The organism is Nitrobacter sp. TKz-YC01, from assembly GCF_047824785.1.
In the GTDB taxonomy this organism is placed as follows: Bacteria; Pseudomonadota; Alphaproteobacteria; order Rhizobiales; family Xanthobacteraceae; genus Nitrobacter.
Genome location: NZ_CP181167.1, coordinates 2,948,499 through 2,972,780 on the forward strand (window position 1 = coordinate 2,948,499; position 24,282 = coordinate 2,972,780).

At 61.1% G+C, this 24,282-nt stretch carries 21 protein-coding genes and 1 other RNA gene; 12 read left to right on the forward strand and 10 right to left on the reverse strand.

Translation table 11 applies throughout. The features are described from left to right. Positions 1 to 57 precede the first annotated feature (57 nt). The 6 genes from ACMYR2_RS14040 to ACMYR2_RS14065 all read right to left on the reverse strand — a co-directional run bounded on the left by ACMYR2_RS14040 (position 58) and on the right by ACMYR2_RS14065 (position 5,826). Positions 58 to 1,548 (reverse strand): Do family serine endopeptidase, encoded by a 1,491-nt coding sequence (locus ACMYR2_RS14040; RefSeq protein ID WP_416193175.1) that lies wholly within the window; start codon positions 1,546 to 1,548, stop codon positions 58 to 60. 416 nt (positions 1,549 to 1,964) lie between these two features. Continuing rightward, on the reverse strand, positions 1,965 to 2,165 hold the full coding sequence (locus tag ACMYR2_RS14045) for a DUF2065 domain-containing protein (protein WP_347264631.1): 201 nt from the start codon (positions 2,163 to 2,165) through the stop codon (positions 1,965 to 1,967). Between the two features lie 133 nt (positions 2,166 to 2,298). Then, positions 2,299 to 3,195, reverse strand: coding sequence for a protease modulator HflC (locus tag ACMYR2_RS14050; protein ID WP_347264632.1), 897 nt, complete (start codon positions 3,193 to 3,195; stop codon positions 2,299 to 2,301). Beyond that, positions 3,192 to 4,340 (reverse strand): FtsH protease activity modulator HflK, encoded by a 1,149-nt coding sequence (gene hflK / locus ACMYR2_RS14055; RefSeq protein ID WP_347264633.1) that lies wholly within the window; start codon positions 4,338 to 4,340, stop codon positions 3,192 to 3,194. Before hflK ends, ACMYR2_RS14050 begins: the two co-directional genes overlap by 4 nt. 158 nt (positions 4,341 to 4,498) lie before the next feature. Beyond that, positions 4,499 to 5,035: a dihydrofolate reductase gene (locus ACMYR2_RS14060; protein ID WP_347264634.1), complete on the reverse strand. Its 537-nt coding sequence runs from the start codon at positions 5,033 to 5,035 to the stop codon at positions 4,499 to 4,501. Then, positions 5,032 to 5,826: a thymidylate synthase gene (locus ACMYR2_RS14065; protein ID WP_416193176.1), complete on the reverse strand. Its 795-nt coding sequence runs from the start codon at positions 5,824 to 5,826 to the stop codon at positions 5,032 to 5,034. Before ACMYR2_RS14065 ends, ACMYR2_RS14060 begins: the two co-directional genes overlap by 4 nt. A 379-nt stretch (positions 5,827 to 6,205) precedes the next feature. Here ACMYR2_RS14065 and ssrA point away from each other — a divergent pair. The 6 genes from ssrA (at position 6,206) to ACMYR2_RS14095 (ending at position 10,170) form a co-directional block, all read left to right on the forward strand. Beyond that, positions 6,206 to 6,565: a transfer-messenger RNA gene (gene ssrA, locus ACMYR2_RS14070) on the forward strand. A 167-nt stretch (positions 6,566 to 6,732) separates the two neighbouring features. Next, entirely contained in the window at positions 6,733 to 7,278 is a 546-nt protein-coding gene (locus ACMYR2_RS14075) for an SspB family protein (protein WP_347265335.1), read from the forward strand. An 86-nt stretch (positions 7,279 to 7,364) separates the two neighbouring features. After that, a complete protein-coding gene (gene fumC, locus ACMYR2_RS14080) occupies positions 7,365 to 8,774 on the forward strand; it encodes a class II fumarate hydratase (protein ID WP_347265334.1) in 1,410 nt (469 codons plus the stop codon). A gap of 252 nt (positions 8,775 to 9,026) precedes the next feature. After that, on the forward strand, positions 9,027 to 9,215 hold the full coding sequence (locus tag ACMYR2_RS14085) for a DUF4169 family protein (protein ID WP_347265333.1): 189 nt from the start codon (positions 9,027 to 9,029) through the stop codon (positions 9,213 to 9,215). Beyond that, positions 9,212 to 9,466, forward strand: coding sequence for a ribbon-helix-helix domain-containing protein (locus ACMYR2_RS14090; protein ID WP_347265332.1), 255 nt, complete (start codon positions 9,212 to 9,214; stop codon positions 9,464 to 9,466). Before ACMYR2_RS14085 ends, ACMYR2_RS14090 begins: the two co-directional genes overlap by 4 nt. A 389-nt stretch (positions 9,467 to 9,855) precedes the next feature. Continuing rightward, positions 9,856 to 10,170, forward strand: a complete 315-nt coding sequence (locus ACMYR2_RS14095; protein WP_416193177.1) for a ribbon-helix-helix domain-containing protein — start codon at positions 9,856 to 9,858, stop codon at positions 10,168 to 10,170. Between the two features lie 228 nt (positions 10,171 to 10,398). Here ACMYR2_RS14095 and ACMYR2_RS14100 read toward each other — a convergent pair whose 3' ends face one another. Together ACMYR2_RS14100 and ACMYR2_RS14105 are read right to left on the reverse strand one after the other, a co-directional pair. Next, the gene (locus tag ACMYR2_RS14100; RefSeq protein WP_416193178.1) at positions 10,399 to 14,007 is read right to left on the reverse strand and encodes an AsmA-like C-terminal region-containing protein; all 3,609 of its coding nucleotides are present in this window, start codon (positions 14,005 to 14,007) and stop codon (positions 10,399 to 10,401) included. A 320-nt stretch (positions 14,008 to 14,327) separates the two neighbouring features. Next, positions 14,328 to 14,501, reverse strand: a complete 174-nt coding sequence (locus ACMYR2_RS14105; protein WP_347265378.1) for a DUF1328 domain-containing protein — start codon at positions 14,499 to 14,501, stop codon at positions 14,328 to 14,330. A gap of 267 nt (positions 14,502 to 14,768) precedes the next feature. On the opposite strand from ACMYR2_RS14105, the gene ACMYR2_RS14110 reads away from it, so the two are divergent. The 3 genes from ACMYR2_RS14110 (at position 14,769) to ACMYR2_RS14120 (ending at position 19,030) form a co-directional block, all read left to right on the forward strand. After that, complete coding sequence (locus ACMYR2_RS14110; RefSeq protein WP_347264658.1) at positions 14,769 to 17,219, forward strand: ATP-dependent helicase; 2,451 nt, start codon at positions 14,769 to 14,771, stop codon at positions 17,217 to 17,219. A gap of 127 nt (positions 17,220 to 17,346) precedes the next feature. Further along, positions 17,347 to 18,267: an ABC transporter ATP-binding protein gene (locus ACMYR2_RS14115; RefSeq protein WP_347264657.1), complete on the forward strand. Its 921-nt coding sequence runs from the start codon at positions 17,347 to 17,349 to the stop codon at positions 18,265 to 18,267. 1 nt (position 18,268) lies between these two features. Continuing rightward, entirely contained in the window at positions 18,269 to 19,030 is a 762-nt protein-coding gene (locus tag ACMYR2_RS14120) for an ABC transporter permease (protein WP_347264656.1), read from the forward strand. Between the two features lie 154 nt (positions 19,031 to 19,184). Here the strand turns inward: ACMYR2_RS14120 and ACMYR2_RS14125 are convergent, their stop codons facing one another. Then, positions 19,185 to 19,526, reverse strand: coding sequence for a hypothetical protein (locus ACMYR2_RS14125; protein ID WP_347264655.1), 342 nt, complete (start codon positions 19,524 to 19,526; stop codon positions 19,185 to 19,187). A 194-nt stretch (positions 19,527 to 19,720) separates the two neighbouring features. Then, positions 19,721 to 20,856, reverse strand: a protein-coding gene (locus ACMYR2_RS14130; protein WP_416193179.1) for an IS3 family transposase whose coding sequence is annotated in 2 segments (ribosomal slippage) — positions 19,721 to 20,586 and positions 20,586 to 20,856 — 1,137 coding nt in all. Because the reading frame shifts where the segments join, the coding sequence is not laid out codon by codon here. A 229-nt stretch (positions 20,857 to 21,085) separates the two neighbouring features. Here ACMYR2_RS14130 and ACMYR2_RS14135 point away from each other — a divergent pair. The 3 genes from ACMYR2_RS14135 (at position 21,086) to ACMYR2_RS14145 (ending at position 24,255) form a co-directional block, all read left to right on the forward strand. Further along, complete coding sequence (locus ACMYR2_RS14135; RefSeq protein WP_347264654.1) at positions 21,086 to 21,895, forward strand: L,D-transpeptidase; 810 nt, start codon at positions 21,086 to 21,088, stop codon at positions 21,893 to 21,895. A gap of 148 nt (positions 21,896 to 22,043) precedes the next feature. Next, positions 22,044 to 23,651, forward strand: coding sequence for an NAD(P)/FAD-dependent oxidoreductase (locus tag ACMYR2_RS14140; protein ID WP_347264653.1), 1,608 nt, complete (start codon positions 22,044 to 22,046; stop codon positions 23,649 to 23,651). Then, a complete protein-coding gene (locus ACMYR2_RS14145) occupies positions 23,629 to 24,255 on the forward strand; it encodes a hypothetical protein (RefSeq protein WP_347264652.1) in 627 nt (208 codons plus the stop codon). The genes ACMYR2_RS14140 and ACMYR2_RS14145 overlap by 23 nt, the downstream gene beginning before the upstream one ends. The last annotated feature ends 27 nt before the right edge of the window (positions 24,256 to 24,282 follow it).

A 24,282-nucleotide genomic window follows, 5' to 3' on the forward strand; every position in this document is an offset into this window, starting at 1 on the left:
CGCCGATGGCCGGCTCACATCCGGCCATGACGAAACACCGACGATATAGGTCGTCGCCTACTTCAGGCTCAGCGCCACGAACCGCAGTTCGCCGGCGCCGTTGGACACCATCAGCAGCACCGCCTTCTTGCCGTCCTTTTTCAACTGGTCGATGCGCTTGCGGATATCGGGCGCGCTGTTCACGGCTTCCTGCGCCACCTCGACGATGACGTCGCCGGCGCTGAGCCGCTTCTCCGCGGCGTCGGAATCCGCGTCCACATCGGTGATGATGACGCCCTTGACGCTGTCCTTGATCTTGTAGCGCGTCCGCAGGTCCTTGCTCAGCGTGGCGAGATCGAGGCCGAGCGCTTTTTGCGTGACGGGCTTGTCGTCGTCTTCCGGCTTGGTCTTGATCGAGACGGGTATGGCCTTGTCGCTGTCGTCGAGACGTCCCAGCGTAACCTTCTTGGTCTCTTCCTTGCCCTTGCGGATGACCACGACGCTGACGGTCTTGCCCACCGCCGTATCGGCGACCATGCGCGACAGATCTTTCGGCTCCTTGATGTCCTTGCCGTCGAACGCGATAACGACATCGCCGGGTTCGATGCCGGCAGGCTTGGCCGGCCCCTTATCCTCCACACCGGCAACCAGCGCTCCGCGAGCCGGTTTGATATTGAGGCTGTCGGCGATTTCGTCGGTCACCTGCTGAATGCGGACGCCGAGCCAGCCGCGACGCAACTCGCCGAATTTCCGCAGTTGATCGACGACGCCCGCTACCGTCTTCGACGGCACCGCGAAACCGATACCGATCGAGCCGCCGGACGGCGAGATGATCAGCGTATTCACTCCCACGACCTCGCCCTCAAGGTTGAACAGCGGGCCGCCGGAATTGCCGCGATTGATGGCGGCGTCGGTCTGGATATAGCTGTCGTACGGACCGTTATTGATGTCGCGGTTGCGCGCCGAGACGATGCCGGCGGAAACGGAGCCGCCCAGACTGAAAGGATTGCCGATCGCGATCACCCACTCGCCGAGCCGCAACTTGTCGGAATCGCCGAACTTGACGGCCGTCAGCGGATGCGGCGGCTTGAACTTCAGCACCGCAAGATCGGTTTTCTTGTCGACCCCGACGGTCTCGGCCTTGATCTTGGTGCCGTCATTCAGAATGACGTTGATCTCGTCGGAATCGGCGATGACGTGATTATTGGTGACCACAATTCCGGCGGCATCGACGATGAATCCGGAGCCGAGCGAGTTTGTCTTGTGCGTTTGCAGGCCGTCACTCTTGCCGCCACGGCGATTCTTGAAGAAGTCTTCGAAGAACTCCTCGAACGGTGATCCCGGCGGAAGCTGTGGAATCATGCGGCGGCCCTCGCCGCTCTTGGCTTCCACCTTCTGGGTCGTCGAGACATTGACCACCGCGTCGATCACCTTTTCCGCCACGTCGGCGATGCCGTCGGGGCCGCGGGCCAGCGCCGGCGCGGATATCATGGCGCTCGCGACGCCGAGGCAAAACGCGCTCAGAAGGAAACGCCGGCGAAGACTCAATGCTTGAATCGCTCGGACCATGTCTCGGATCTCTCCTGGAGAAATATATTGCCTAGAGCGTTTTTGCTTCTGATTGAATCAGAAGCAAAGCTCTAGATTATTGTTTTAACGCATTTTCTTGCGGCGAACCGGTATCCACTTCGCCGGAAAATGCTCTAGCATACACTGCGCCGGACGCCGTACCTGCGCAAGCAGTGAAAACAGCGTTTGCTGATCACTTCGAACCCGTCCCGAAGAGGCCAGGAACAGTGGCCCGGTCCACAGGGTCGCCGGCCGTCAGACGGCTTGCGGGATCTGATACCCACGCGCGGAACAGTCACGAAGGCCTGTTCCGCTAACGCGGCCGCCGGTCAAATGGAATCAGCGCCGCCGCTCCAGTTAGTTGATTGAGCATCGGATTTATCCCGAAACCGGTTCCCACTTTCGGGTCCGATGTTCTAACGCCTGACCAACCAGATCAGGATGAGGCCCGCGATGGCCGACCCGATTCCGGCCATCCGCAAAACGTTCTCCGGAGCAGCCAGCGCGCTTTCCATCGCCCGCCGCGCCCACTGCGGAGCCGCGGCGAACAGGATGCCTTCAAACATGAAAAGAATCCCAAGACCGATCAGAAAATCGGCGAAGGCGATGGAACCCATCGAACGGCGTCTCCCAGAGCATGATCCCGAAAAGTGGAAACCGGTTTTCGGATAAGATCATGCTCGATCAAAAATTAAGGCCAGAGTCTGATTCAACGCAGTTGGATCAGACTCTGGCATCGCGATTTCAGGCCTACGGCTTCGGTGCGGATGCAGCCGACCGGCCACCGATACTTCCGAAGAAACGGAAGAAATCGGAGTCCGGCTTTAGCAGGAAACGCGTATCGGAGCTCTTCAACCCGTTCTGATAGGCGCTCATTGACCGATAGAATGCAAAGAACGCCGGATCCTGATTGTAGGCCTGGGCGAAAAGCCTGTTGCGCTCGCCATCACCCTGACCACGAATCCGCTCCGCCGCCGAGTTGGCCTCGGCGACGATGACGGTCGCCTCCCGATCGGCCTTGGCCCGGATTTCCTGCGCCTTCTGACCGCCCTGGGCGCGGAATTCGGCGGCTTCCCGCTGTCGCTCGGTCTGCATCCGCTGATAGATCGCCTGGCTGTTCTGTTCCGGCAGGTCGGCGCGCCGGATCCGGACATCGACCACGGAGATGCCGTATCCGCTGGCCTCCTTGTCGAGTTGATCGCGGATGCGGGCCATCAGCATCTCACGCTCATCCCGCACCACCTGAATGAATGTCACCTCACCGAGAACCCGGCGCAGCGACGCGTTGAGCAATGTCGTCAGCTGGATGTTGGCGACCTGAACGGAGCCCACGCTTTGGTAGAAACGCAGCGCATCCTTGATGCGATAACGCGCGAACGCATCGACGACGAGCCGCTTCTGATCCGACGCGATGACTTCCTGCGACGCCTGCTCAAGGTCCAGAATTCGTTTATCGATTTCGATGACGGAATCAACGAACGGCGCCTTGAAATGCAATCCCGGCTCGGTGACGACGCGTACCGGCTCGCCCAGTCGCACCAGCAACACCTGTTCGGTCTGGCTCACGGTGAAAACCGAACTGTACCCCACCACCAGCAGGGCCAGTCCAACCAGTAGCGCGGCGATCCCTAAAACTCCGGTTTTCATCGGGCACCCCCATCCGTCCTGGCCGGCTGGTTCGCCGTCGAGCCGCTACGCCGCGATGTCAATTCGCTCAACGGCAGGTAAGGCACAATCCCCCCGGAAGACGATGATCCCGGATCGTAGACGAGCTTATCCGCGTCGCCGAGCACATGCTCCATGGTCTCCAGGTAGATGCGTTCGCGCGTCACGTCGGGCGCCTCCTTGTAAGCCTGGTAGACCTGCAGGAAACGCGAACTCTGACCCTTGGCTTCGGCGATGGCCTGTTCCCTATAACCCTGGGCATTCTGCACGATCTGCGCCGCCCGGCCTCGTGAATCGGGAACGACACGATTGGCGTAAGTCTGGGCTTCGTTCTGCAGTCGTTCGAGGTCGGCACGGGCGGCCTGCACGTCGCGGAAGGAGTCGATGACCTGAGCGGGCGGGTCGACCTTCTGCATCTGCACCTGCTGAATCAGAACCCCCGCTCCATATTGATCCAGGGTCTTCTGCATCAGTTCGTGGACCGACGCTTCGATCTTGGTTCGCTCGGAGGTCAGAATCGGCTGAATATCCGAACGTCCGACCCACTCGCGCATGGCGCTTTCGGCCACCGCTTTGACGGTGCCTTCCGGATTCTGGATGTTGAACAGGAAGTCACCGACCCCGTCCGGCTTGATCCGCCACAACACGGTGAAATCGACGTCGACGATGTTTTCGTCGCCCGTCAGCATCAGGCTTTCCTCCGGCACATCACGCATCGTGCTGGTGCTGCGGGCCGAGTCCTGAACCAGCGTCAAACCGATATTGAGGGTCGAGACGCGCAGCGCCTTGGGCAGCAACACGGTCTCGATCGGATATGGCAGATGATAATTGAGGCCCGGCTGCACGGTTCGCACATGCTTGCCGAACCGCAGCACCGCGCCGAGTTCTTCGGATTGCACGCGGAAAAAGCCGGACATGCCCCAGATCGCCACCGCTCCGATCAGGATCAGCAAAATTCCCATGCCGCTCAGATGCCCCCCCGGCAACAGTTGCCGGATACGCTCCTGAGCGCGACGCAACAGATCCTCAAGATCCGGTGGCTTGGGCCCAGTCGGCTGCGGGCCGGCTCCCCAAGGCCCTTTCGGGCCCGGACCCCATGGGCCCCCGGTTTGATTCTTCCACGGCATCGACACTCTCCTCCGCGCGGATGGGCCTTGCAAGGCCTAGCCTCGCTCTGTCTATTCGACCTTATAGGGGACGCTTCCGGCCCTTACAACGCGGCTTGCTGGCTGCAAGGAGCTATATTCGATCAGATAAATGTCAATGCAAACATCATGAAATGCGGTTAATGATGGATGCGACGGCGATATGTCACATAAGAATAATCCGCGGTGTCACCGGCGGCGGCCTTGTATCGGCAGCGCGCGATTTCGTCCCATACTGACGGATCGATCGGCGGAAAAATAGTGTCGCCATCGACTGCGGCATGAACCTCGGTCACTTCGAGGCGATCGGCTACAGGCATGGACGCGGTATAGATTTCGGCCCCGCCGATCACCGCGATCTCCGCCACTGAACGACGCAAGGCGTCCCCCTTTGCGATGACGAGCGCGTCCGCCAGCGATCGCGTCACCAACGCTCCGGCCGCGGTAAAGTCCGGATCGCGGGTAATGACGATGTTGGTGCGTCCCGGCAGCGGCCGGCGCAATGAGTCGAAGGTTTTGCGGCCCATCACGATCGGCTTGCCGATGGTGATCGCCTTGAAACGCTGCAGATCGGCTCTCAGCCGCCACGGGATTCCATTACGCTGACCGATGACGCCGTTCCCGGCAACCGCGACCACCAGGATTATTTCCGGACGCTGGGGGGCGGTCCCGGTCATACCGAGACCTCGGCCTTGATGTGCGGATGGGGATCGTAGTTCTCGAGTTTGAAATCCTCGTAGCGGAACGCGAAGATATCCTTCACCTCGGGGTTGATCGTCATCGTCGGCAGCGGCCGCGTCGGGCGCGACAGTTGAAGCCGGGCCTGTTCGAGGTGATTGGTATAGAGATGCGCGTCGCCCAGGCTGTGGACGAAGTCGCCCGGCTTGAGCCCGGTGACCTGCGCGACCATCATCGTCAGCAGCGAATAGGACGCGATATTGAAGGGTACGCCGAGGAACACGTCGGCCGAGCGCTGATAAAGCTGGCATGACAGCTTCCCGCTGGCGACATAGAACTGAAACAGGCAATGGCACGGCGGCAGCGCCATCCTGTCGACATCGGCGGGATTCCACGCGCTGACGATCAGCCGCCGCGAGTCGGGATTACGCTGAATCAGGTCAATGACGTCGGCTATCTGGTCGATGCCGCGACCGTCCGGCGCGGGCCACGAACGCCATTGCGAGCCGTATACCGGGCCGAGATCGCCATTTGCGTCAGCCCACTCGTCCCAGATCGAGACCCCGTTGTCTTTCAGATACTTGATGTTGGTCTCCCCCCTCAGGAACCAGAGCAGTTCATGCACGATCGACCTGAGGGGAAGCTTCTTGGTGGTCAACATCGGGAAGCCCGAGGCGAGATCGAAGCGCATCTGGTGCCCGAAGACGGACAGCGTTCCGGTGCCGGTACGGTCATGCTTCTCCGTCCCCTCACCAAGAATTCGTTCGAGCAGATCGTGATACTGATTCATACTAGTGGTCCGATTCTAACATTCGCATCCCGTTTCAGCGTGCCTTCTTGCGAATGTTAGAATCGAAGGACCACTAGCAAATATAAGCTCCTAGTGGAGTTTTGAATTTGACATTCGCATCCGCGACGCGCCGCCGAATGGGTCGCGAATGTCAAATTCACTCCACTAGCGGCGCTCTCGGGCGATGAGCTTAGAACATTTTCCGGCGAAGCGGATGATCTCTTCGCCGCAAGAAAATGCGACCGGATCATGATCTCCGGATCATAGTCCGATTCAACCTGATCGGATCACGCTCCAGCGCCGGATCGGGCGGGCTGACAGCCACGCTCCCTTTATGCCCCGAAAACTGATCACCGCGGCGGAAAATGTGCCGTCAGACACCCTTTTTTCCTCGCACCGTGCGGTCTATATTGAGGACGCCGGTTCGCCGGCTATGGAAATAAATGGCCGCCGTAATAAACCATTCGGACCCGGGGGCAGTACCCGGCGCCTCCACCAGAGCCCGAACATGGCTGATTCGGGTTCCGGCGGGGGCGAAACAGGATCGACGAGGGCGTAAAGGGCTCGCTTTTTCCCGGTATGGTTCCGCCGTTATCGGGCTATGCAATAGTTGCAAACGACAACTATGCTCCGGTTGCTCAGGCTGCGTAACGCAGTTTGAAAGACCACTTCTGAAGTCCTGACGGGTTAAGCTCCGTCAGGCGGGGTCCGGAGGCACCTGGCAACAGAAGCCTCCACCTTTATCCGTTCACCACTCCAACCAACTGGCGACGAGAAATTTACCGGCCGCCCCCAACCGCTGCTGACCCGGCAAGATCGCAGGAGTATCATCGGCGGGCGGTGCGAGTCGGCCTCAGACACTCGCGGCGATTTGCGCGACTCTGCCGAGGTGACGAGACCCAATCGATGGCAACCGATCACATTCGCTACGATTTGCTGACAACCGACGCCATGCGCGGTGTCCTGCGCCGCGTGCTGACAGACGCCGCCGAGCGCGGCCTGCCGGGCGAGCACCACTTTTTCATTACCTTCAAGTCGAAGGCCGATGGCGTGACGATATCACCCCGTCTTCTGGCGCAGTATCCCGAGGAGATGACCATCATCCTCCAGCATCAGTTCTGGGATCTGATAGTCACTGATGACCACTTCGAGGTCGGCCTGTCGTTCGGCGGCGTGCCGGAGCGCCTCGTGGTTCCCTTCAGCGCGATCAAGAGCTTCTTCGACCCATCGGTGCAGTTCGGATTGCAGTTTGAGCCGGCTGAGACAGCGGAAGCCCAGGCGGAGACAGCCGGGACCGAGAGCAACGCGAGCGAGCCATCGACCGCGCCCTCCCCGGCGGCGCTGGCCGTTCCGGCTGATCCTTCCCAGCCCGCAGCGGCCGAAACCGAGGACAAACCCAAACCTGGCCAGGGTGCCGAGGTTGTCAGACTGGACCGCTTCCGCAAGAAGTAACAGGGTTGCCTGCGCCTGATCTTCCTTTCAAGGGGGTGAGGATGGGGGCTGCGTCCGGCCGCGACATGAACATAACGGACTGAGCCATGGCTACGTCATCACGCACGGCGAAAACGCGCACGGAGACCGACAGCTTCGGCGCCATCGAAGTTCAGGCCGACCGCTACTGGGGAGCCCAGACCGAACGCAGCCGGCAGAACTTCTGCATTGGCGAGGACCGGATGCCGATGCCGCTGATCAAAGCGCTCGGCATCGTCAAGCTGGCGGCGGCGCAAACCAATCAGGAGCTTGGCCTGCTCGACCGCCGGCGCGCGAAAGCAATCATTCACGCGGCGCGCGAAGTGATCGAGGGCAAGCTCGATGATCATTTTCCGCTCGTGGTCTGGCAGACGGGATCGGGCACGCAGACCAACATGAACCTCAACGAGGTCATCGCCAACCGCGCCAACGAGCTGCTCGGCGGCAGGCTCGGCGACAAGAATCCTGTTCATCCGAACGACCACGTCAACATGAGCCAGTCGTCGAACGATACGTTTCCAACGGCGATGCATATCGCGGCGGCTCACGGCATCGTGTCCGATCTCGTCCCCGCGCTGGCCGCCCTGCTCAAGACGCTGCGCGAGAAGGAAAAGGCGTTCGCGCATATCGTCAAGATAGGACGGACGCATACCCAGGATGCAACTCCGCTGACGCTCGGCCAGGAATTCTCCGGCTATGCGGCGCAGATCGAGAGCGGTCTGGCGCGGCTTCGCACGGCGCTGAACGACCTCTATCCGCTGGCGCAAGGTGGAACCGCGGTGGGGACCGGGCTCAACGCGAAGCCAAAATTTGCAAAACTGTTTGCGAGGAACGCAGCTCTGCTCGCAAAACTCCCTTTCAAGAGCGCTCCCAACAAGTTTGAGGCCCTCGCTTCAAACGACGCCTATGTTTTCGTTCACGGCGCGATCAACGCCGTCGCAACGGGTCTGTTCAAGATCGCGAACGATATCCGCTTTCTGGGATCCGGACCTCGATCCGGTCTCGGCGAACTGATCCTTCCCGAGAACGAACCCGGATCGTCCATCATGCCGGGGAAGGTCAACCCCACTCAGTGCGAAGCGATCACCATGGTCTGCTGTCGGGTGTTCGGAAATCACACGACCATGACCGTGGCCGGCAGTCAGGGACATTTCGAGCTCAACGTCTACAAGCCGGTCCTGGCTTACTGCATGATCGATTCCATACGATTGCTCGCCGACGCCACGCGCTCATTCACCGACCACTGCATCAAGGGCGTCCGCGCCGACGAGCAGCGGATCAGCGAGTTGATGCAACGCTCGCTCATGCTGGTCACCGCGCTCGCACCGAAGATCGGCTACGACAACGCGGCGAAGGTCGCCAAGGCCGCCCATGAGCGCGGCACAACATTGAAGGAGGAGGCTCAGCGGCTCGGCTTTGTTACGGCCGCGGAGTTCGACCGGCTGGTGCAACCCGGCAAAATGACGCGGCCGGGATAATGATCGGCCGGCGCTTCGGTGCTTCTGTATTTCTAGAGTTTCTATAAGCGGCGGCGATCGTCTGCTGATCAGCTTTTCGTGAACAGCTATATACTAATATCGTCGAACAGCTTAGACACTATTCGCGCCCTGCCGCGGCGCATCATGATCCATCACAAATTATAGCCGTTTTGATTATAGCAGTTTTGGCGGAATGAATTTTCGATTTTTGTAACGACGCGTTCCCGGCATTTAAGACAGCGGAATTGATCCATGGGGGATGTGATTAACCTGAACAGGCGCAGGAAGCGCGCTGAACGCGAACGGGCAGCCGTCATCGCCGACGCCAATCGAGCGCGCTTCGGCCGCACCAAGGCCGAGCGCGATCTTTCAAAGCGCCAGAAAATGCGAGAGCTACGTTTGCTCGATCAACATCGCATCGACGGCGAGGACGCATCATGAAATCGCCTGTCGTGAAACGATCGATCGTCGTCGCCGGTCACAAGACCAGCGTGAGCCTCGAGGAAGCATTCTGGAACGGGATGAAGGAAATTTCGAGTCACCGTGACATGACCCTTTCCGAGCTCGTCGGCGAGATCGACAGCAACCGTCAACAGGGCAACCTCTCCTCGGCGATCCGCCTCTTTGTTCTGGACTACTTCCGAAGCCGCGCGACAACGTCCGGGTCCGAAAGCAGTCCCAGCCTCGGATAGCAGGCATCGCCTCTTCGCGGAACATCGAATCAAACCCCATCCGCATGTCTGCGCATACCGGCGTCACGATCGTGAGCGCCAGGCTCGAGCTTTCCCGGCTCTGAGGGAATTAGAGCGTTTTCAAACGAAGTGGACACTGCTTCGCTCGAAGACACCAATAGGTTGTTTCCCGAATATCGGTGTGCGGTACTTTCAGCTACTATGTACCTGCGCCTTGACGATCCACCATCGCGCCGATCAGAGGTGGACCGCACGATCACCCGCATGCCCGCGGCGCGGTCCACCGACGATCCGCAGCACCGTTTTTCGCAGTCAGACCGAACAAGACGTCCGGTGAGATATCATCGTGCGCCGATGATGAGGCTTGCCTAACACAGAGGAAATCAATCATGCACAACGACGAAAGCGGCGACCGCCGCGAAGAGCCGGAACTGTTGCGCGAATATGCCGTCGTCAAACGATCGGTGGTCGTCGGCGGCCACAAGACCAGCGTGAGCCTCGAAGACGCGTTCTGGACAAGCCTGAAGGATATCGCGACACGACAGGGCATAACCCTTTCCACGCAGATTGCCTCGATCGACACCAATCGCAGGACCAGCAATTTGTCTTCGGCGATCCGTCTGTATGTCCTGGAGCATTTTCGCATGCGGGCGACAAGCACCCTGTTCATCGGCGAACGTCAGACACCGTCCGCACGACTATAGCGTTTTCGGGCGCAGCATGTCCTCGGGCTTGGGCCCTAAGGATGGAATCCGGTTCGCGCAAAGAAAACGCGTCAAAACATAATGATGGAGCGTTTCACCGCTTCCATGAAGCGGTGAAGGACTCTAGCGCCGGCGCACCGGTCAAATGGAATCAGCGCCGCCGCTCCAGTTAATTGATTGAGCATCGGATTTATCCCGAAACCGGTTCCCACTTTCGGGTCCGATGCTCTAGCGCCGACGCATCGGCGCGGGCGCTATGAGCTGTGTCTCCGCCGGCAAGCGCGAAGCCGGCGGCGGCGACACACCGGATGCATGGGCGGCGGTTGACGGACGCGGAAACGGTAGCGGGACGGTCATCCGGTGTCTTGCCGCGAAGCGCCGAGGATCCCGCTTTGGTACTGGCGCATGAATAACAGGCGCAACGTTCGTCGCCAGCACAGGATCAGAAACCTCCAACGGCTCAGCCTGAGGTGATGCCGGCGCCGGCGAAATCACCGGAGGCTGCTCCAGGCTTTGCTCGATCGAATCGAGTCGGCGGGTTTCGCGATCGATCGACCTCACCGCAAGCCATGACGACAACGCCGCGACGTCAATGGTCCGGTTGATCGCGTGGGGTGATCCCACCGCGAATATCTGAACTTCCGGACGACCGTTCGCGGAACCGAGCGAGGTCGAGACAAGCCCGGCGCGGATATCGACCTGATCCGCCGTGATGTCATACCCGCCCGAAACAATTGCCTGTGCTCCCTCGCCGTCCAGCGGCGTCGGGCTGACACGCAAGCGGCCATCCCTCACCGTGAACGGAATTTGCGCCGATGCGACCGACAGCGGTGCTGCGGACAGAGACCGCTCGACGATCTCCTGCAACCTGACATCGTCCGATCCCCGCTCGACGCCGCTATTGACGGCGGCATCGAACGAGTGCGGGTCGAGCCCTGGAATCCGCGCGTGATCGAGCGTGACCACCCCGTCACCGGACAGCGCCCCCACCATCGCGGATACGCTACGGCCCTGGCTGGCGAGCGTGATGCGCGCCGATGTGCGGCCGGCAGGCATCGCCAGCGCGCCGTACCGCAATGACGAACCCTCGACGTTGGTGAGTTGAATGCCCACATTCAGGGCCACGCCTTCGGCGGTCTGCCGAACGTCGAGGCTTGCCATGGCGTCGCCGCCACCGATTTTCCCCTTCAGCGCATCGAATATCAGGGAATGTTCGTCCCCTTTGATGACGCCGCTGAAGGGCTTCAGCTCAACGTCTCCGGGCAGTACGCCGCGCAGCGCCGCGAAAGCAAGTTGAGCGCGCCAACCTTCCGGCAGGCCGACGCTCCACGGATTGGCCGGGTCACGTCCCGCAAAGCCCGCCGCAAGTCCGAACGCCGCCGCCACATCGAGCGTGTTGATTCCGATTTCGCCTTCCAGGTGATTTTCGTTTCCCAGATTGACCGTAACGTGTCCGCGCATGCGCGAACCGGCTACCGCACTATCGAGGTCGCTGAAGACCAGCTTGCTGCCAGCCAGCGTGACATGGGACGACAGCCTGACCTTCCGGGCATCCGGATCGGATGGCTGAAGATTGAGCAGCGGCTTGAGATCGACCTGGTGGACCGTGAGATGAAGGTCGGCCTTCCGATCCGGCGACCATGGCTGCGCCGTTCCCTTTATTTCGGCATCGAGATCCGCTCCCGACATCCTCGCATTCAGCCGAATCGGGGCACGCCACGTCCCCGTCGCTGTCGTTTCCAGAACGGATGGGTTGGCGACCGCGATCACGCGGTCGAGGCCCAGCAACATCGGCACGCCCCCGCCGCGCTCCGATGTCAGCTTCGTCCGCATCGTCATCTCGCTGCGGGTCAGGGCATCGAGATCGGCTGCGCGCACCGCCGCGAGCGAAGGCGCCGCGGCCAGCGATATCGTGCCTTTCAGTCGCGGCAGATCGACCTTGAGCGTGGCGCCGGCATCCGCCCTGTTCTTGTCGGCCTGGCTTTTACCGATGTTGACCGTGAGATGAAGACCGGCCGCCTCCGCGGCCGCCGGCAACGCCTCCAGGCGCGCCGCGACGCCTGGTGCGAACGGAGCAATCACGCCCGCCATCGGGGCGATCGATTCCGATGTCGCATTCAACGATAGCCGTCCGGTCGTATTGACGCGATCGAACGCGCCGGAGCCATCGATCTGGAGGCCGCCGGAGGAGCCGACTTTCAATTGTTCGAGCGCGACAGCCGTTGGTCCGTAGCTCAGTTCGGCGATCAGCGGATGCAGCTCCTGTCCCGCCGATATCGCGCGATCAATATTCAGTGACAGTCGTCCCTCGTCAGGCCAACCGCCTCGCAGCGCCGAGGCCGCGCTGATCAGGCTCGCCGCGGCATCGAGATCAAACCGGCGCGCCTTGAGTTCAACGTCGGCTCGCGTACCGTTCTCCGCCGCCGGATCGACAAACGCCAGCCGCCCCTCGATGCTGCCACCCTCGGTATCGGCCTTGAGCTGTTCGAAGACAACCCGGCCCCGATCAACAGTCAGTTCGGTCTGTACATGCAGCGGCTTTCGGGTCCGGCTCGTGACTTCGCGCTCGCCCCGCAGCCATGCGATGAACGTGTCCGGATCGGACGACTCCACATCGAGCGTGCCGTTGAGTCCGGACGATGACCCGGCGTGCAGGATCTCGCCCTTAACAGTTACGCACGTGGCGCCGGGAGGTTGGAATGCCAGCCGGCTGATGGTCCATGAAGCGGCGTCGCTGTGTAGGACTGTCTCGAAATTCTGTATCGGGCGGCCTCCCAGCATGATGCGGTCAGCGCTGATCCCGATGTCCGCGGCGAGCCACGGTTTCGGGATTTTTGTCAGAGAGCCCTGTAATGAGCGCAACAGCCTTGCGGGCGGGTCACGATCTCCGGCAAGCAGGCGGTCGGCGTCGAGCTGAGGCGCCGACAATGCAACATGAAGCCGAGGCGATGAGCCGAAGTGAATCTCTCCGCCGCCGGTAAGCCTCAGCGCCGAATCGGCACGACCATAGCCGGCCTCGACACGATCGAGCCGCGCGCCTTTCGGATCGGCCTTCACCCTGGCCGATACACGCCATGGCCGCTGAGAGGGATCGCCCGAAAAGCTCTTGCCGGCAGGCTCCCCGGCGCCCGCGAGCGTCAGCGCGCCATCGAAACGCGGACTCCGCTCATCGAATGACAGGACGCCATCGACGTCGACGAACTCCGCACGCGCCCCGGGATCGATCGTGACATGAACACGGCGGGCATCGCCGCTACCTGCCTGCGCGAGCGATATTTGAAAGGGATAGCGCGTTCCCGACAACACGAAGTTGCCGTTGCCGCGCACGGACGCTCCCGATGAACGCACCTCACCGCTGAACGCGATGTCGCTCAATTCGAAAGCGCTGCGGCTTGCAGCATCATGAAGCGCCACGCGGCCGGTGAGATTCAACTGATCGACGGAAAGCGAGCCGAAACTGAACATCAGCGGCCCGTCCACCTGCCCTTTGTCATTGAGGCCAAGGTCGAGCGCGACGCCGTTGATCGTCAATTCGGTTGCGCGCCACTCTCCTCGCATCAGCGAGCCCAGGCTGAATTCGACGGCGAGACTGTCCGCGCGCATCTTTCCCGGATCGTTCGGCCCTCCAACCGTCACCGACTCAAACCGCAATGAGGGCGACGGAAGCAACCGGGCGTCGAGTCGGCCATCGACTCGCACCGGCGCTCCGATCACGCGCGCCGCTTCCGTCTCAAACTGCGATCGAAAACGGTTCCAGTCGATGAAATACGGCCCAACCAGCGCGGCGAAGAGCGCGACAATAAGTGTGATTGCCAGGCCGAGCAGCGTGGTCTGCACGGTGTCCCCCTCTGACCCTTCCGGCGAATTAAGTCGGTCCAGCAGACCTTATGGCGCTGCGCGCGCTGAAACGAATGCCGCACCCCTTATAGTAACAGCAACTATGGCAAAGTCGCAGCGAAGGCGGGCAGACACTATCCGGAAAAAGGGTGAAAACGATCGCGACAAAATCTGTAAGGATGCATTCCCGATTATCGCCGCCGGTTGTAGAAATTCCAGCCGTGCGTACTTTCAGGCTGTCGTCGGCGACCTACGGCGCCGTCGTGCAAGCCCGAGGGCACGGGGAGCGCATCGCCATGCCCTCGGATATACCTGACCCGCTACACGCGGTTCCGTCCGCGCAAGAAGCCGATCACCGCCGAAACCACGATCAGGATGAGCGCAATGAAGAAGATGATCTTTGCGATTTCGATGGAGGCGCCCGCGATCCCTCCAAAGCCCAGAACGCCGGCGATCAATGCAATAACCAGGAACGTCACCACCCAGTTCAACATGATTTGGTCTCCGTTTTCGGCGCGCTTCGCGCGTTGACTGAAAAATCAATCCGTTACGGGAACAATGGTTCCGTCGCGGCCGTGTTCGAGAAAAAATCCGGGAAATAAGCGGTTTTGAGGAACAAAACAGCGAGCGCGGCGCGATGATTCATTGGCCGGAAGGCTAAAAGTCGCTACGAAGCGCCTTCGCCCTATATATTCTTCATCCTTGCCAAGAGGGCTCCCCTTCGCTGGCCGACAGTGCCATCGTAGGCAAAGACGATTCGCATGACCGAGCCGAACAGACTGATCCACACCAATGTTTCCGGGCACCAGCCTGCCGCCGGCGGCATCGCTGCGCGCGCGCGCGCCGCGGCAGCACCACGATATCTGAGCGGGCTCAATCCGGAGCAGCGGGAGGCCGTGGAAACGCTGGACGGGCCGGTTCTGGTGCTGGCCGGCGCGGGCACAGGCAAGACCCGCGTGCTCACGACCCGCATTGCGCATATCCTCAGCCAGGGCCGTGCCCGCTCCGGCGAAATCCTGTCGGTCACCTTCACCAACAAGGCCGCCCGCGAGATGAAGCATCGTCTCGGACAGATGCTCGGGCAGGCCGTGGAAGGCATGCCGTGGCTCGGCACCTTTCATTCCATTGCGGGCCGGATTCTTCGCGTTCATGCCGAACTGGTGCAGCTCAAATCCAACTTCACGATTCTCGATGTCGACGACCAGATCCGTCTGCTCAAGCAGCTTCTGCAGGCCGACAACATCGACGACAAGCGCTGGCCCGCGCGGATGCTGGCCGGACTGATCGACGGCTGGAAGAATCGCGGACTGACGCCCGCGCAGGTGCCGTCGGGTGAAGCCTCCGTCTTCGGCAACGGTCGTGGCGGCAAGCTTTACGCCGCCTATCAGGCACGGTTGAAGATCCTCAATGCGGCGGACTTCGGTGATTTGCTGCTGGAGAACATCCGGCTGTTCCGCGAGCATCCGGATGTGCTGCGGCAATACCAGAGCCGCTTCAAGTATATCCTTGTCGACGAATATCAGGACACCAACGTTGCCCAGTACCTATGGCTGCGATTGCTGTCACAGGCGCCGCCGTCATCCCACGCGCTGTTTCCCGCTCCCGTCGCGGCGGAAGGTCCGGACCCGCGCACGGCTCGATCCAGGAATATCTGCTGCGTCGGCGACGACGACCAGTCGATCTACGGCTGGCGCGGCGCCGAGGTGGATAACATCCTGCGGTTCGAGCACGATTTTCCCGGCGCGAAGGTGATCCGGCTGGAGCGCAACTATCGCTCGACCGGCCATATTCTCGCCGCCGCCTCGCACCTGATCGCGCATAACGAAGACCGGCTCGGCAAGACGTTGCGAACCGAGGATGTCGACGGCGAGAAGGTCACCGTCACCGGCTCCTGGGACTCCGAGGAGGAAGCCCGCGCCATCGGCGAGGAAATCGAACAACTCCAGCGCGCCGGCGAAAAGCTGAACGAGATCGCGATTCTGGTGCGCGCCTCATTCCAGATGCGCGAGTTCGAAGACCGCTTTGTCACGCTTGGCCTGCCCTATCGCGTCATCGGCGGCCCACGCTTCTACGAGCGCGCCGAGATCCGTGACGCGCTCGCCTATCTGCGCCTCATCAACTCGCCGGCCGATGACCTTGCCTTCGAACGCATCGTCAACGTGCCCAAGCGCGGCCTGGGCGACGCCACCGTCAAGATGCTGCACGAGATCGCGCGAAAGCGGCGGATTCCGCTCAGCGAAGCCGCCCGCGCCGTTGTCGAAACCGATGAGATGAAACCGAAAGCGCGCGGATCGCTGCGCGCGCTGCTGGAGAGCTTCGACCGCTGGCGCGTCCAGCGCGAATCCATGCGGCATACCGAGCTTGCCGAGATCGTGCTGGACGAGAGCGGCTACACCGAGATGTGGCAGAAGGACCGCTCGGCCGATGCCGCGGGACGCCTCGAAAACCTGAAAGAGCTGATACGCTCGATGGATGAGTTCGAGAACCTGCAAGGCTTTCTCGAGCATATATCGCTGGTGATGGATCGCGACGGCGGCGCGGACGAGGATGCCGTCTCGGTGATGACGCTGCATTCAGCCAAGGGGCTCGAATTCGATACCGTGTTCCTGCCCGGCTGGGAGGAAGGTCTGTTTCCCCATCAGCGTGCGCTGGATGAGCAGGGACGCTCGGGTCTCGAGGAAGAGCGCCGCCTCGCGCATGTCGGCCTGACCCGGGCGCGCCGCCGCGCGAAACTTTACTTCGCCACCAATCGCCGCATCCACGGCTCGTGGTCGACCACGATTCCGTCCCGCTTTCTCGACGAGCTGCCGGCGGAGAATGTGGAGGTCACCGAATCCAAGGGCGGGTCGGGCTGGGGCGGAACGGGCGGTTACGGCCCCTCGCGTTTCGACAACCTCGACTCCTTCGGCTCAAGCTATGCGACTCCAGGCTGGCAACGCGCGCAGGCCAATCGCGGCCGGGGCGGGTTCAATGAGGCCGGAACGCCCTACAATGCAAACCAGTCGAAGTCGAAGCGCGCGCCGGTGATCATCGAAGGAGAATTGATCGCACGATCCACGGGCTCGAATTCCGGCTTCTCATTGGGCGACCGTGTTTTTCATCAGAAGTTCGGCTACGGGAAAATCGCACGGATCGATGGCAACAAGCTGACCATCAGCTTTGAAAAAGCCGGCGAGAAAAAGGTGGTCGATAGCTTCGTCGAGCGGGTGTAACCGAATTGCGAACCGCCGCCTGCGCTCCTATCTGTTGACCTGCATTCTCCATCGTCCCGCCATTCGGCCGCGATATCAATCTCTCTCATCGTTCCTCTCCACCCGCTTACAGCGTATCAAGCCTCGCATGTCCTCCATGATATCCATTTCCGGTTTGTCGAAGGCTTACGCGTCCGGCTTCAAGGCGCTGAAGAGCATCGACCTCGATATCAAACGGGGCGAAATCTTCGCGCTGCTCGGGCCCAACGGCGCCGGCAAGACAACGCTCATCAGCATCATCTGCGGCATCACCAATCCGTCCTCCGGTCAGGTTCTGGTCGACGGCCGGGACATCCGCCGCGACTATCGGGCGACCCGCGCGATGATCGGCCTGGTGCCGCAGGAGCTGCATACCGATGCGTTCGAAACGGTCTGGGCGACCGTCAGTTTCAGCCGCGGACTGTTCGGAAAGCCAAAAAATCCGGCCCATATCGAGAAGGTTCTGAAGGATCTCTCGTTGTGGGACAAGAAAGACAGCAAGATCGTCACGCTGTCCGGCGGCATGAAACGGCGCGTGATGATTGCGAAGGCGCTTTCGCACGAGCCGCAGGTGCTGTTTCTCGACGAGCCCACGGCCGGCGTCGATGTCGAATTGCGAAAAGCGATGTGGGAGGTGGTGCGCACGCTGCGAGCCTTGGGCGTCACCATCATTCTAACGACGCATTACATCGAAGAGGCTGAAGAAATGGCGGACCGGGTCGGCGTCATCAACAAAGGCGAGATCATTCTCGTCGAGGAAAAGGCCGCGCTGATGCAGAAGCTCGGCAAAAAGCGGTTGAAGCTTCATTTGCAGGGCAAGGTCGAAGCCATTCCCGCAACGTTGGCGGCCTACAATCTCGAACTTGCCGCGGACGGCGGACAGGTGATCTACACCTATGACACCCGGAGCGAGCACACCGGAATCACGAGCCTGCTCGGCGATCTCCGCGCCGCCGGCATCAGGTTTTCCGATCTCGACACCACGCAAAGCTCGCTGGAAGAGATCTTCGTCAGCCTGGTCAGGACCTGACATGAATTTCGGAGCCGTGCAGGCGATTTACAAATTCGAGATGGCGCGCACCTGGCGCACGCTGCTGCAAAGCATCGTGTCGCCGGTGGTTTCGACCTCGCTCTATTTCGTGGTGTTCGGCGCGGCGATCGGATCGCGCATCACCGAGATCGAGGGCGTCAGTTACGGCACCTTCATCGTGCCGGGGCTCATCATGCTGTCCGTACTGACGCAGAGCATCACCAATGCGTCGTTCGGCATCTACTTCCCGAAATTCATCGGCACCATTTACGAGATATTGTCCGCGCCGGTCTCCTATTTCGAGATCGTGCTGGGCTATGTGGGAGCCGCCGCCACCAAATCGATCATTCTGGGACTGATCATTCTGGCCACCGCCGGCCTGTTCGTTCCGCTGCACATCCATCACCCGATATGGATGTTGACCTTTCTGGTCCTGACCTCCGTAACATTCAGCCTGTTCGGCTTCATCATCGGCATCTGGGCCGATGGCTTCGAGAAGCTGCAAATGATTCCGATGCTGATCATCACGCCGCTGACGTTCCTCGGAGGAAGTTTTTATTCGATCAACATGCTGCCACCGGCATGGCAGACCGCCGCGCTGTTCAATCCCGTCGTCTATCTCATCAGCGGATTCAGGTGGAGTTTTTACGAGATCGCCGACGTCAGCTTGTCGGTCAGTATCGGCATGACGGTCGGTTTCCTCGTCACCTGCATGCTGGTCGTATGGTGGATATTCCGAACCGGCTATCGGCTGAGAAATTAAAGCACTACCCGGCGAACTGGATGACCTGTCCGACGCAAGAAAATGCGGCCTGACAACAATCTTCAGAGCATGGTTTCGAAAAGCGGGAGCACCCGCGCAAAATCACAGGCCGCGCCGGGGTAGCCCGGACCGCGGCCTGCTCATATCGTAATCCTTATCGACGATAGCAGTAGAAATGCCCGCGCTTCCAATAGCCGCGGCATCGTTTTCCCCGGTAGGGTCCGCGATCCGGAATGCCGAGCACACCCCTGACGCCGCCGACGGCGCCACCGACGCCGGCGCCGATCGCACCGCCGATCGCGCCGCCCACCGGTCCCGCAGCACGATTCCCTTCATAGGCGCCCTGGTTGGCGCCGCGCTCCATGCCACCGAAAACACCCTGAGCATGCGCCTGATGCGGAATGGAGAGCAGGGCCAGCGCCGCTGCGGCGGCCGCCACCGCGATCCGCAGCCGGAAGGAAGATTCGGTCGGCAACGCTTTGGTTTTGATCCTCATCGGTATCTCTATCCCTTGATGTTGAAGACTTGGAATGTTGAAGATTTGGCTCGGCCGCCACCACCGGGCTGTGATCGCTCAATTCGCGGGGGTAAAAACACCTTATCCGGACGAAAGTTCCCCACCATTGCAATGAGGTGGACCCGCTTGGTGAGACAGTTTGGCGGCCTGGCTAAGGTGGATCGGGTTCGTTTCTACGCCGCCAATTGCTCCGTCATTTCCGCCATAGCATGGACTTCGTCGGGCGTCCTGCCGGCGAAGATCGAGTGCGGGCGTCGCCGGTTGTAATAGTCTATCCAGGAGCCGATGCCGCAGCGGGCTTGGCTTCCCGTTTCGAATGTGCTGAGGAAGACGCACTCATATTTGAGGCTGCGCCACAGTCGTTCGATGAAGACGTTGTCCATCCAGCGGCCGCGCCCGTCCATGGAGATGCGGATGCCGGCATCCTTCAGCGTCGTCGTGAAGGCGAAGCTAGTGAACTGCGAGCCTTGGTCGGTGTTGAAGATGTCGGGCCTGCCATGGCAGGCGATCGCCTCTTCGAGAGCGGCAACACAGAAGTCGGCATCCATCGTGTTCGACAACCGCCAGGCCAGGACCTTGCGGCTGAACCAGTCCATGATGGCCACGAGGTAAAGGAAGCCGCGCCGCATCGGGATATAGGTCACATCGGCACACCAAACGTGATCCGGCCGCTCGATCGCCAGGTGCCGCAGCAGGTAGGGATAGATGCGATGCTGCGGATGCGGCTCGCTGGTTCTCGGCGCCTGGTAGATCGGCGACAGACCGATCTTGCGCATCAGCCGCCGGACCCGCTTGCGACCCACGCACCAGCCCTGACGCCGCAGATGCCGGGCCATCTGCCGGGAGCCATACCAGGGCGTCTCCATGAAGGCCTCGTCGATGGTGCGCATCAGTTCGAGGTTCTCGGGCGTCTCGCCGGCGGGCTGTCGGTAGAACGACGCCCGCGAGATCGAGACCAGTTCGCACTGGCGGCGGATCGAGAGCCGGTTGTGATCGGGGTCAATCATCATTCTCCTCCGATCCAGGCTCAGCGATCGAAGGCCTTGGCCAAAAAATCCCGCTCAACGACAAGCTGGCCAATCTTGGCGTGCAGCTTGGTCACCTCGGCTTCCCGGCCGACCTGCGCATCAGCAGCCTTGTCGTCGAACGTCTTGGCCAGGTTCTCGATGGCCTGCCGTTTCCACTGCGTAATCTGGTTCGGATGAAGCTGGTGCTTTGTCGCCAGTTCCGAAATCGTCCGCTCGCCACGGATCGCCTCAAGCGCAACCTTGGCCTTGAACTCAGCCGTAAATCGTCTGCGTGTCTTCATACCGGATCGTCCTTTTCATCGGGCGATCCACCTTATGCCCCTGTCTCAGAAACCGGCACCACCTCACAATGGGCTTCAAACAACTTCCCCACCCGACGTTTTCTCTCGCCCGCCCTGGTCGAGCCGCGTCGAGAGTTAACGATGACACAAACGCAATACTGGAAGCCCAACTGCTTTAAGCGCATATATGACTTGGGAAACTGGTAGGCTGAACTCGAGGCCGATGAAAATGCGTAGATTTCTTGTTCCTGTCGCTGGTCTTATGCTTCTTGTGGCTGGCAGCGTCGCCGATGCGAAGGTGTCCATCCTGGTCGACAAGGATAATCAGCGGATGACCGTTTCCGTTAACGGCGTCGAGCGTCATCAATGGCCGGTTTCGAGCGGAAATCCGTCATACGAAACTCCGAACGGAAAATTTCAAGCCTTCCGAATGGAGGCTGATCATTTCTCCAAGGAGTTCGACGACGCGCCGATGCCGCACTCGATCTTCTTCACCAAGGCTGGCCACGCCATTCACGGCACGCTCTCCGAGGGCAGCCTCGGCGTGCCGGTCTCGCACGGTTGCGTACGCATCTCGCGCGCCAACGCCAGCACGCTGTTCTCTCTCGTGAAGCAGGAAGGCGTCCTCAATACCACCGTCACGCTGACCGGATCGTCGCGCGTGGCGCTGGCGCGCAATCCTCGCGGCAAGCGGAAAACCGATGTCGCCGGTCGCGATCCGGGACCGGCCTATCAATCTTACGACGCGGCCGGAAATCCCGTTGATCTGACGCCCCGACAGGTCGCGCCCGGCTGGCAGCCGCAGGCGTACGTTCGCGGCGCCGACGGCTATATGTATCCGGCGGACGGCCGCTCCAATGATCCGCGCTATGCTGATCCGCGCAGTTATCGCCGCCATTACGGTGCGCAGAACGTTCCCCCGCAACGGCACTCCTATTATGGTGATCGAGACGATTACGGCTATGCGCAACCGTACCAGCCTCAGGTTTACGCGCCGCAGCCCTATCGGCCGCGAGGCCTGTTCTCGGACTTCGACTAACTCTCCATATTTTCACCATTGCAACCATACCGTCGAGGTCAACATTCCAGGGAAGCGACGGACCACGAGGGCACGGCAGAACCGACCACTTCTTCCGGAAACGAACTTGAGCGGCGACAGTCGGACCGTCTGAGGATTTGAAGCGGATATGCCGGACACCGACGTCCTCATCATCGGCGCAGGCCACAATGGCTTGACCTGCGCAGCCTATCTCGCGATGGCCGGACTGCGCGTCAGGGTCGTGGAACGGCGCAAGGTGGTGGGCGGGGCTGCCGTGACCGAGGAATTCCACCCCGGTTTCCGCAATTCGGTCGCGGCCTACACCGTCAGCCTGCTCAATCCGAAAGTCATCGCCGATCTGCGGCTGCACGATCACGGACTGCGGATCGTCGAACGCCGCGCCCAGAACTTCCTGCCTGCTCCCGATGGCCGCTATCTGCTCACCGGCGAAGGTCGCACCAGGGCATCAGTGGCCCGCTTGAGCGAACGGGACGTTGTCGTACTCGACGACTTCATGCGCGAACTCGAAGAGATTGCCGACGTCGTCCGTCAGTTCGTACTCCGCGCGCCGCCAAACCTCACCGAGGGATTCGGCCTCAAGGCCGCGGGCGAACTCGTCAACGCCATCGGCTCCGCCGGAATCCTGCGCGGTCTTTCGCTGGAGCAGCAGCGCAGCCTGCTCGATCTCTTCACGCGATCGGCGGGCGACATGCTCGACGACCGCTTCGAAACTGATCTCATCAAATCCCTGTTCGGCTTCGACGCCGTCGTCGGCAACTATGCGAGTCCCTACGCCGCCGGTTCGGCCTACGTGATGCTGCACCATGCCTTCGGGGAAGTGAACGGCAAGAAGGCCGTTTGGGGACACGCCATCGGCGGCATGGGCGCGATCACCCAGGCGATGGCGACAGCCGCCCGCGCGCACGGCGTGGAAATCGAAACAGGCGCGGGCGTGCACGAAATCGTCGTCGAACGGGAATGCGCCGCGGGCGCCGTGCTCGACGACGGACGCACGATCCGCGCAAGGTATGTGGCGGCAAGCGTCAACCCGAAGCTGCTTTATACGCGGCTTCTGCCCACTGGCTCCGTCTCGTCCACCTTTCTCGCCCGCATCAGGAACTGGCGCAACGGCTCCGGGACATTCCGGATGAACGTCGCGCTCTCCGCCCTCCCGTCATTCTCAGCGTTGCCGGGCGCGGGCGATCATCTCAGCGCCGGAATCATCATCGCGCCGGGTCTCGACTACATGGACCGCGCCTGGCAGGACGCGCGCAGGTTCGGCTGGAGCCGCGAACCGGTGGTCGAGGTTCTGATTCCCTCGGTAATCGACGACACCCTCGCGCCGCCCGGCCGCCATGTGGCCAGCCTGTTCTGTCAACACGTCGCGCCGCAATTGCCCGGCGGCGCGTCCTGGGACGACCATCGCGACGAAGTCGCCGATCTCATGATCGCGACCGTCGACCGCTACGCGCCGGGCTTTGCCGCCAGCGTGATCGGCAGGCAGATCCTGTCGCCGCTCGACCTCGAACGCGAATTCGGATTGCTGGGCGGCGACATCTTCCACGGCGCGCTGACGCTGAACCAGTTGTTCTCGGCTCGGCCGATGCTGGGCTACGCCGACTATCGGGGACCGCTGAAGGGGCTCTATCACTGCGGCTCCGGCGCGCATCCCGGCGGAGGCGTCACCGGCGCCCCCGGCCACAACGCCGCGCGCGCCATCCTGCGGGATCACCGTGCGCTGTTCGCGCGCCGCTGACGATCAGCAACTAAAGCCAACTCGGTGGATAACTCTGCCGAAACCCTGTGGATATCTCTGTGGATATCCGGTTGAAAACCTCGCAGGTAACCGCGACCCGCCGTCCTTCCGCGTCCCTCTCAAAACATTATCGCTTTCGACGGCATCGGAAGCGAGGCGCTATGATATTGCTCTGACGCGTATTCTGATCGCAAAACCGGTATCCACTTTTGCGAAATACGGGCTAGATTATTGTTCTGACGCGCTTTCTTCACCCGAACCGGTATCCACTTCGCCCGAAAACGCTATAAAGCAATACGCTTTGGCGAAAGCAGGTAAAGTTCTGGGGGTTCAGGTGCTGCAAAATCTCGGCCGGGTCTTTCTGGCGATCATTATCCCGATATATCTGGGTTATGTCCGCGCATCCTTGAATGTTTTTGACGTCTACCTGATCCTGGCCGCTTCATGGTCGCTATGGGCGTATGGGCAGCCGGGACCGCGGGAGCTTTGGGAGAGCGGCGGCATCATCGCGGTTGTGAAAGGCTGGCTTGTGATGGTGTTCGCCATCCTGCTGGTCGCCGGACCGGCCTATGGAGTCGGCTATCTCATTGCCAAATTTACTTGAGTTAAGGTCCTCCGGGATCCTTCCCTT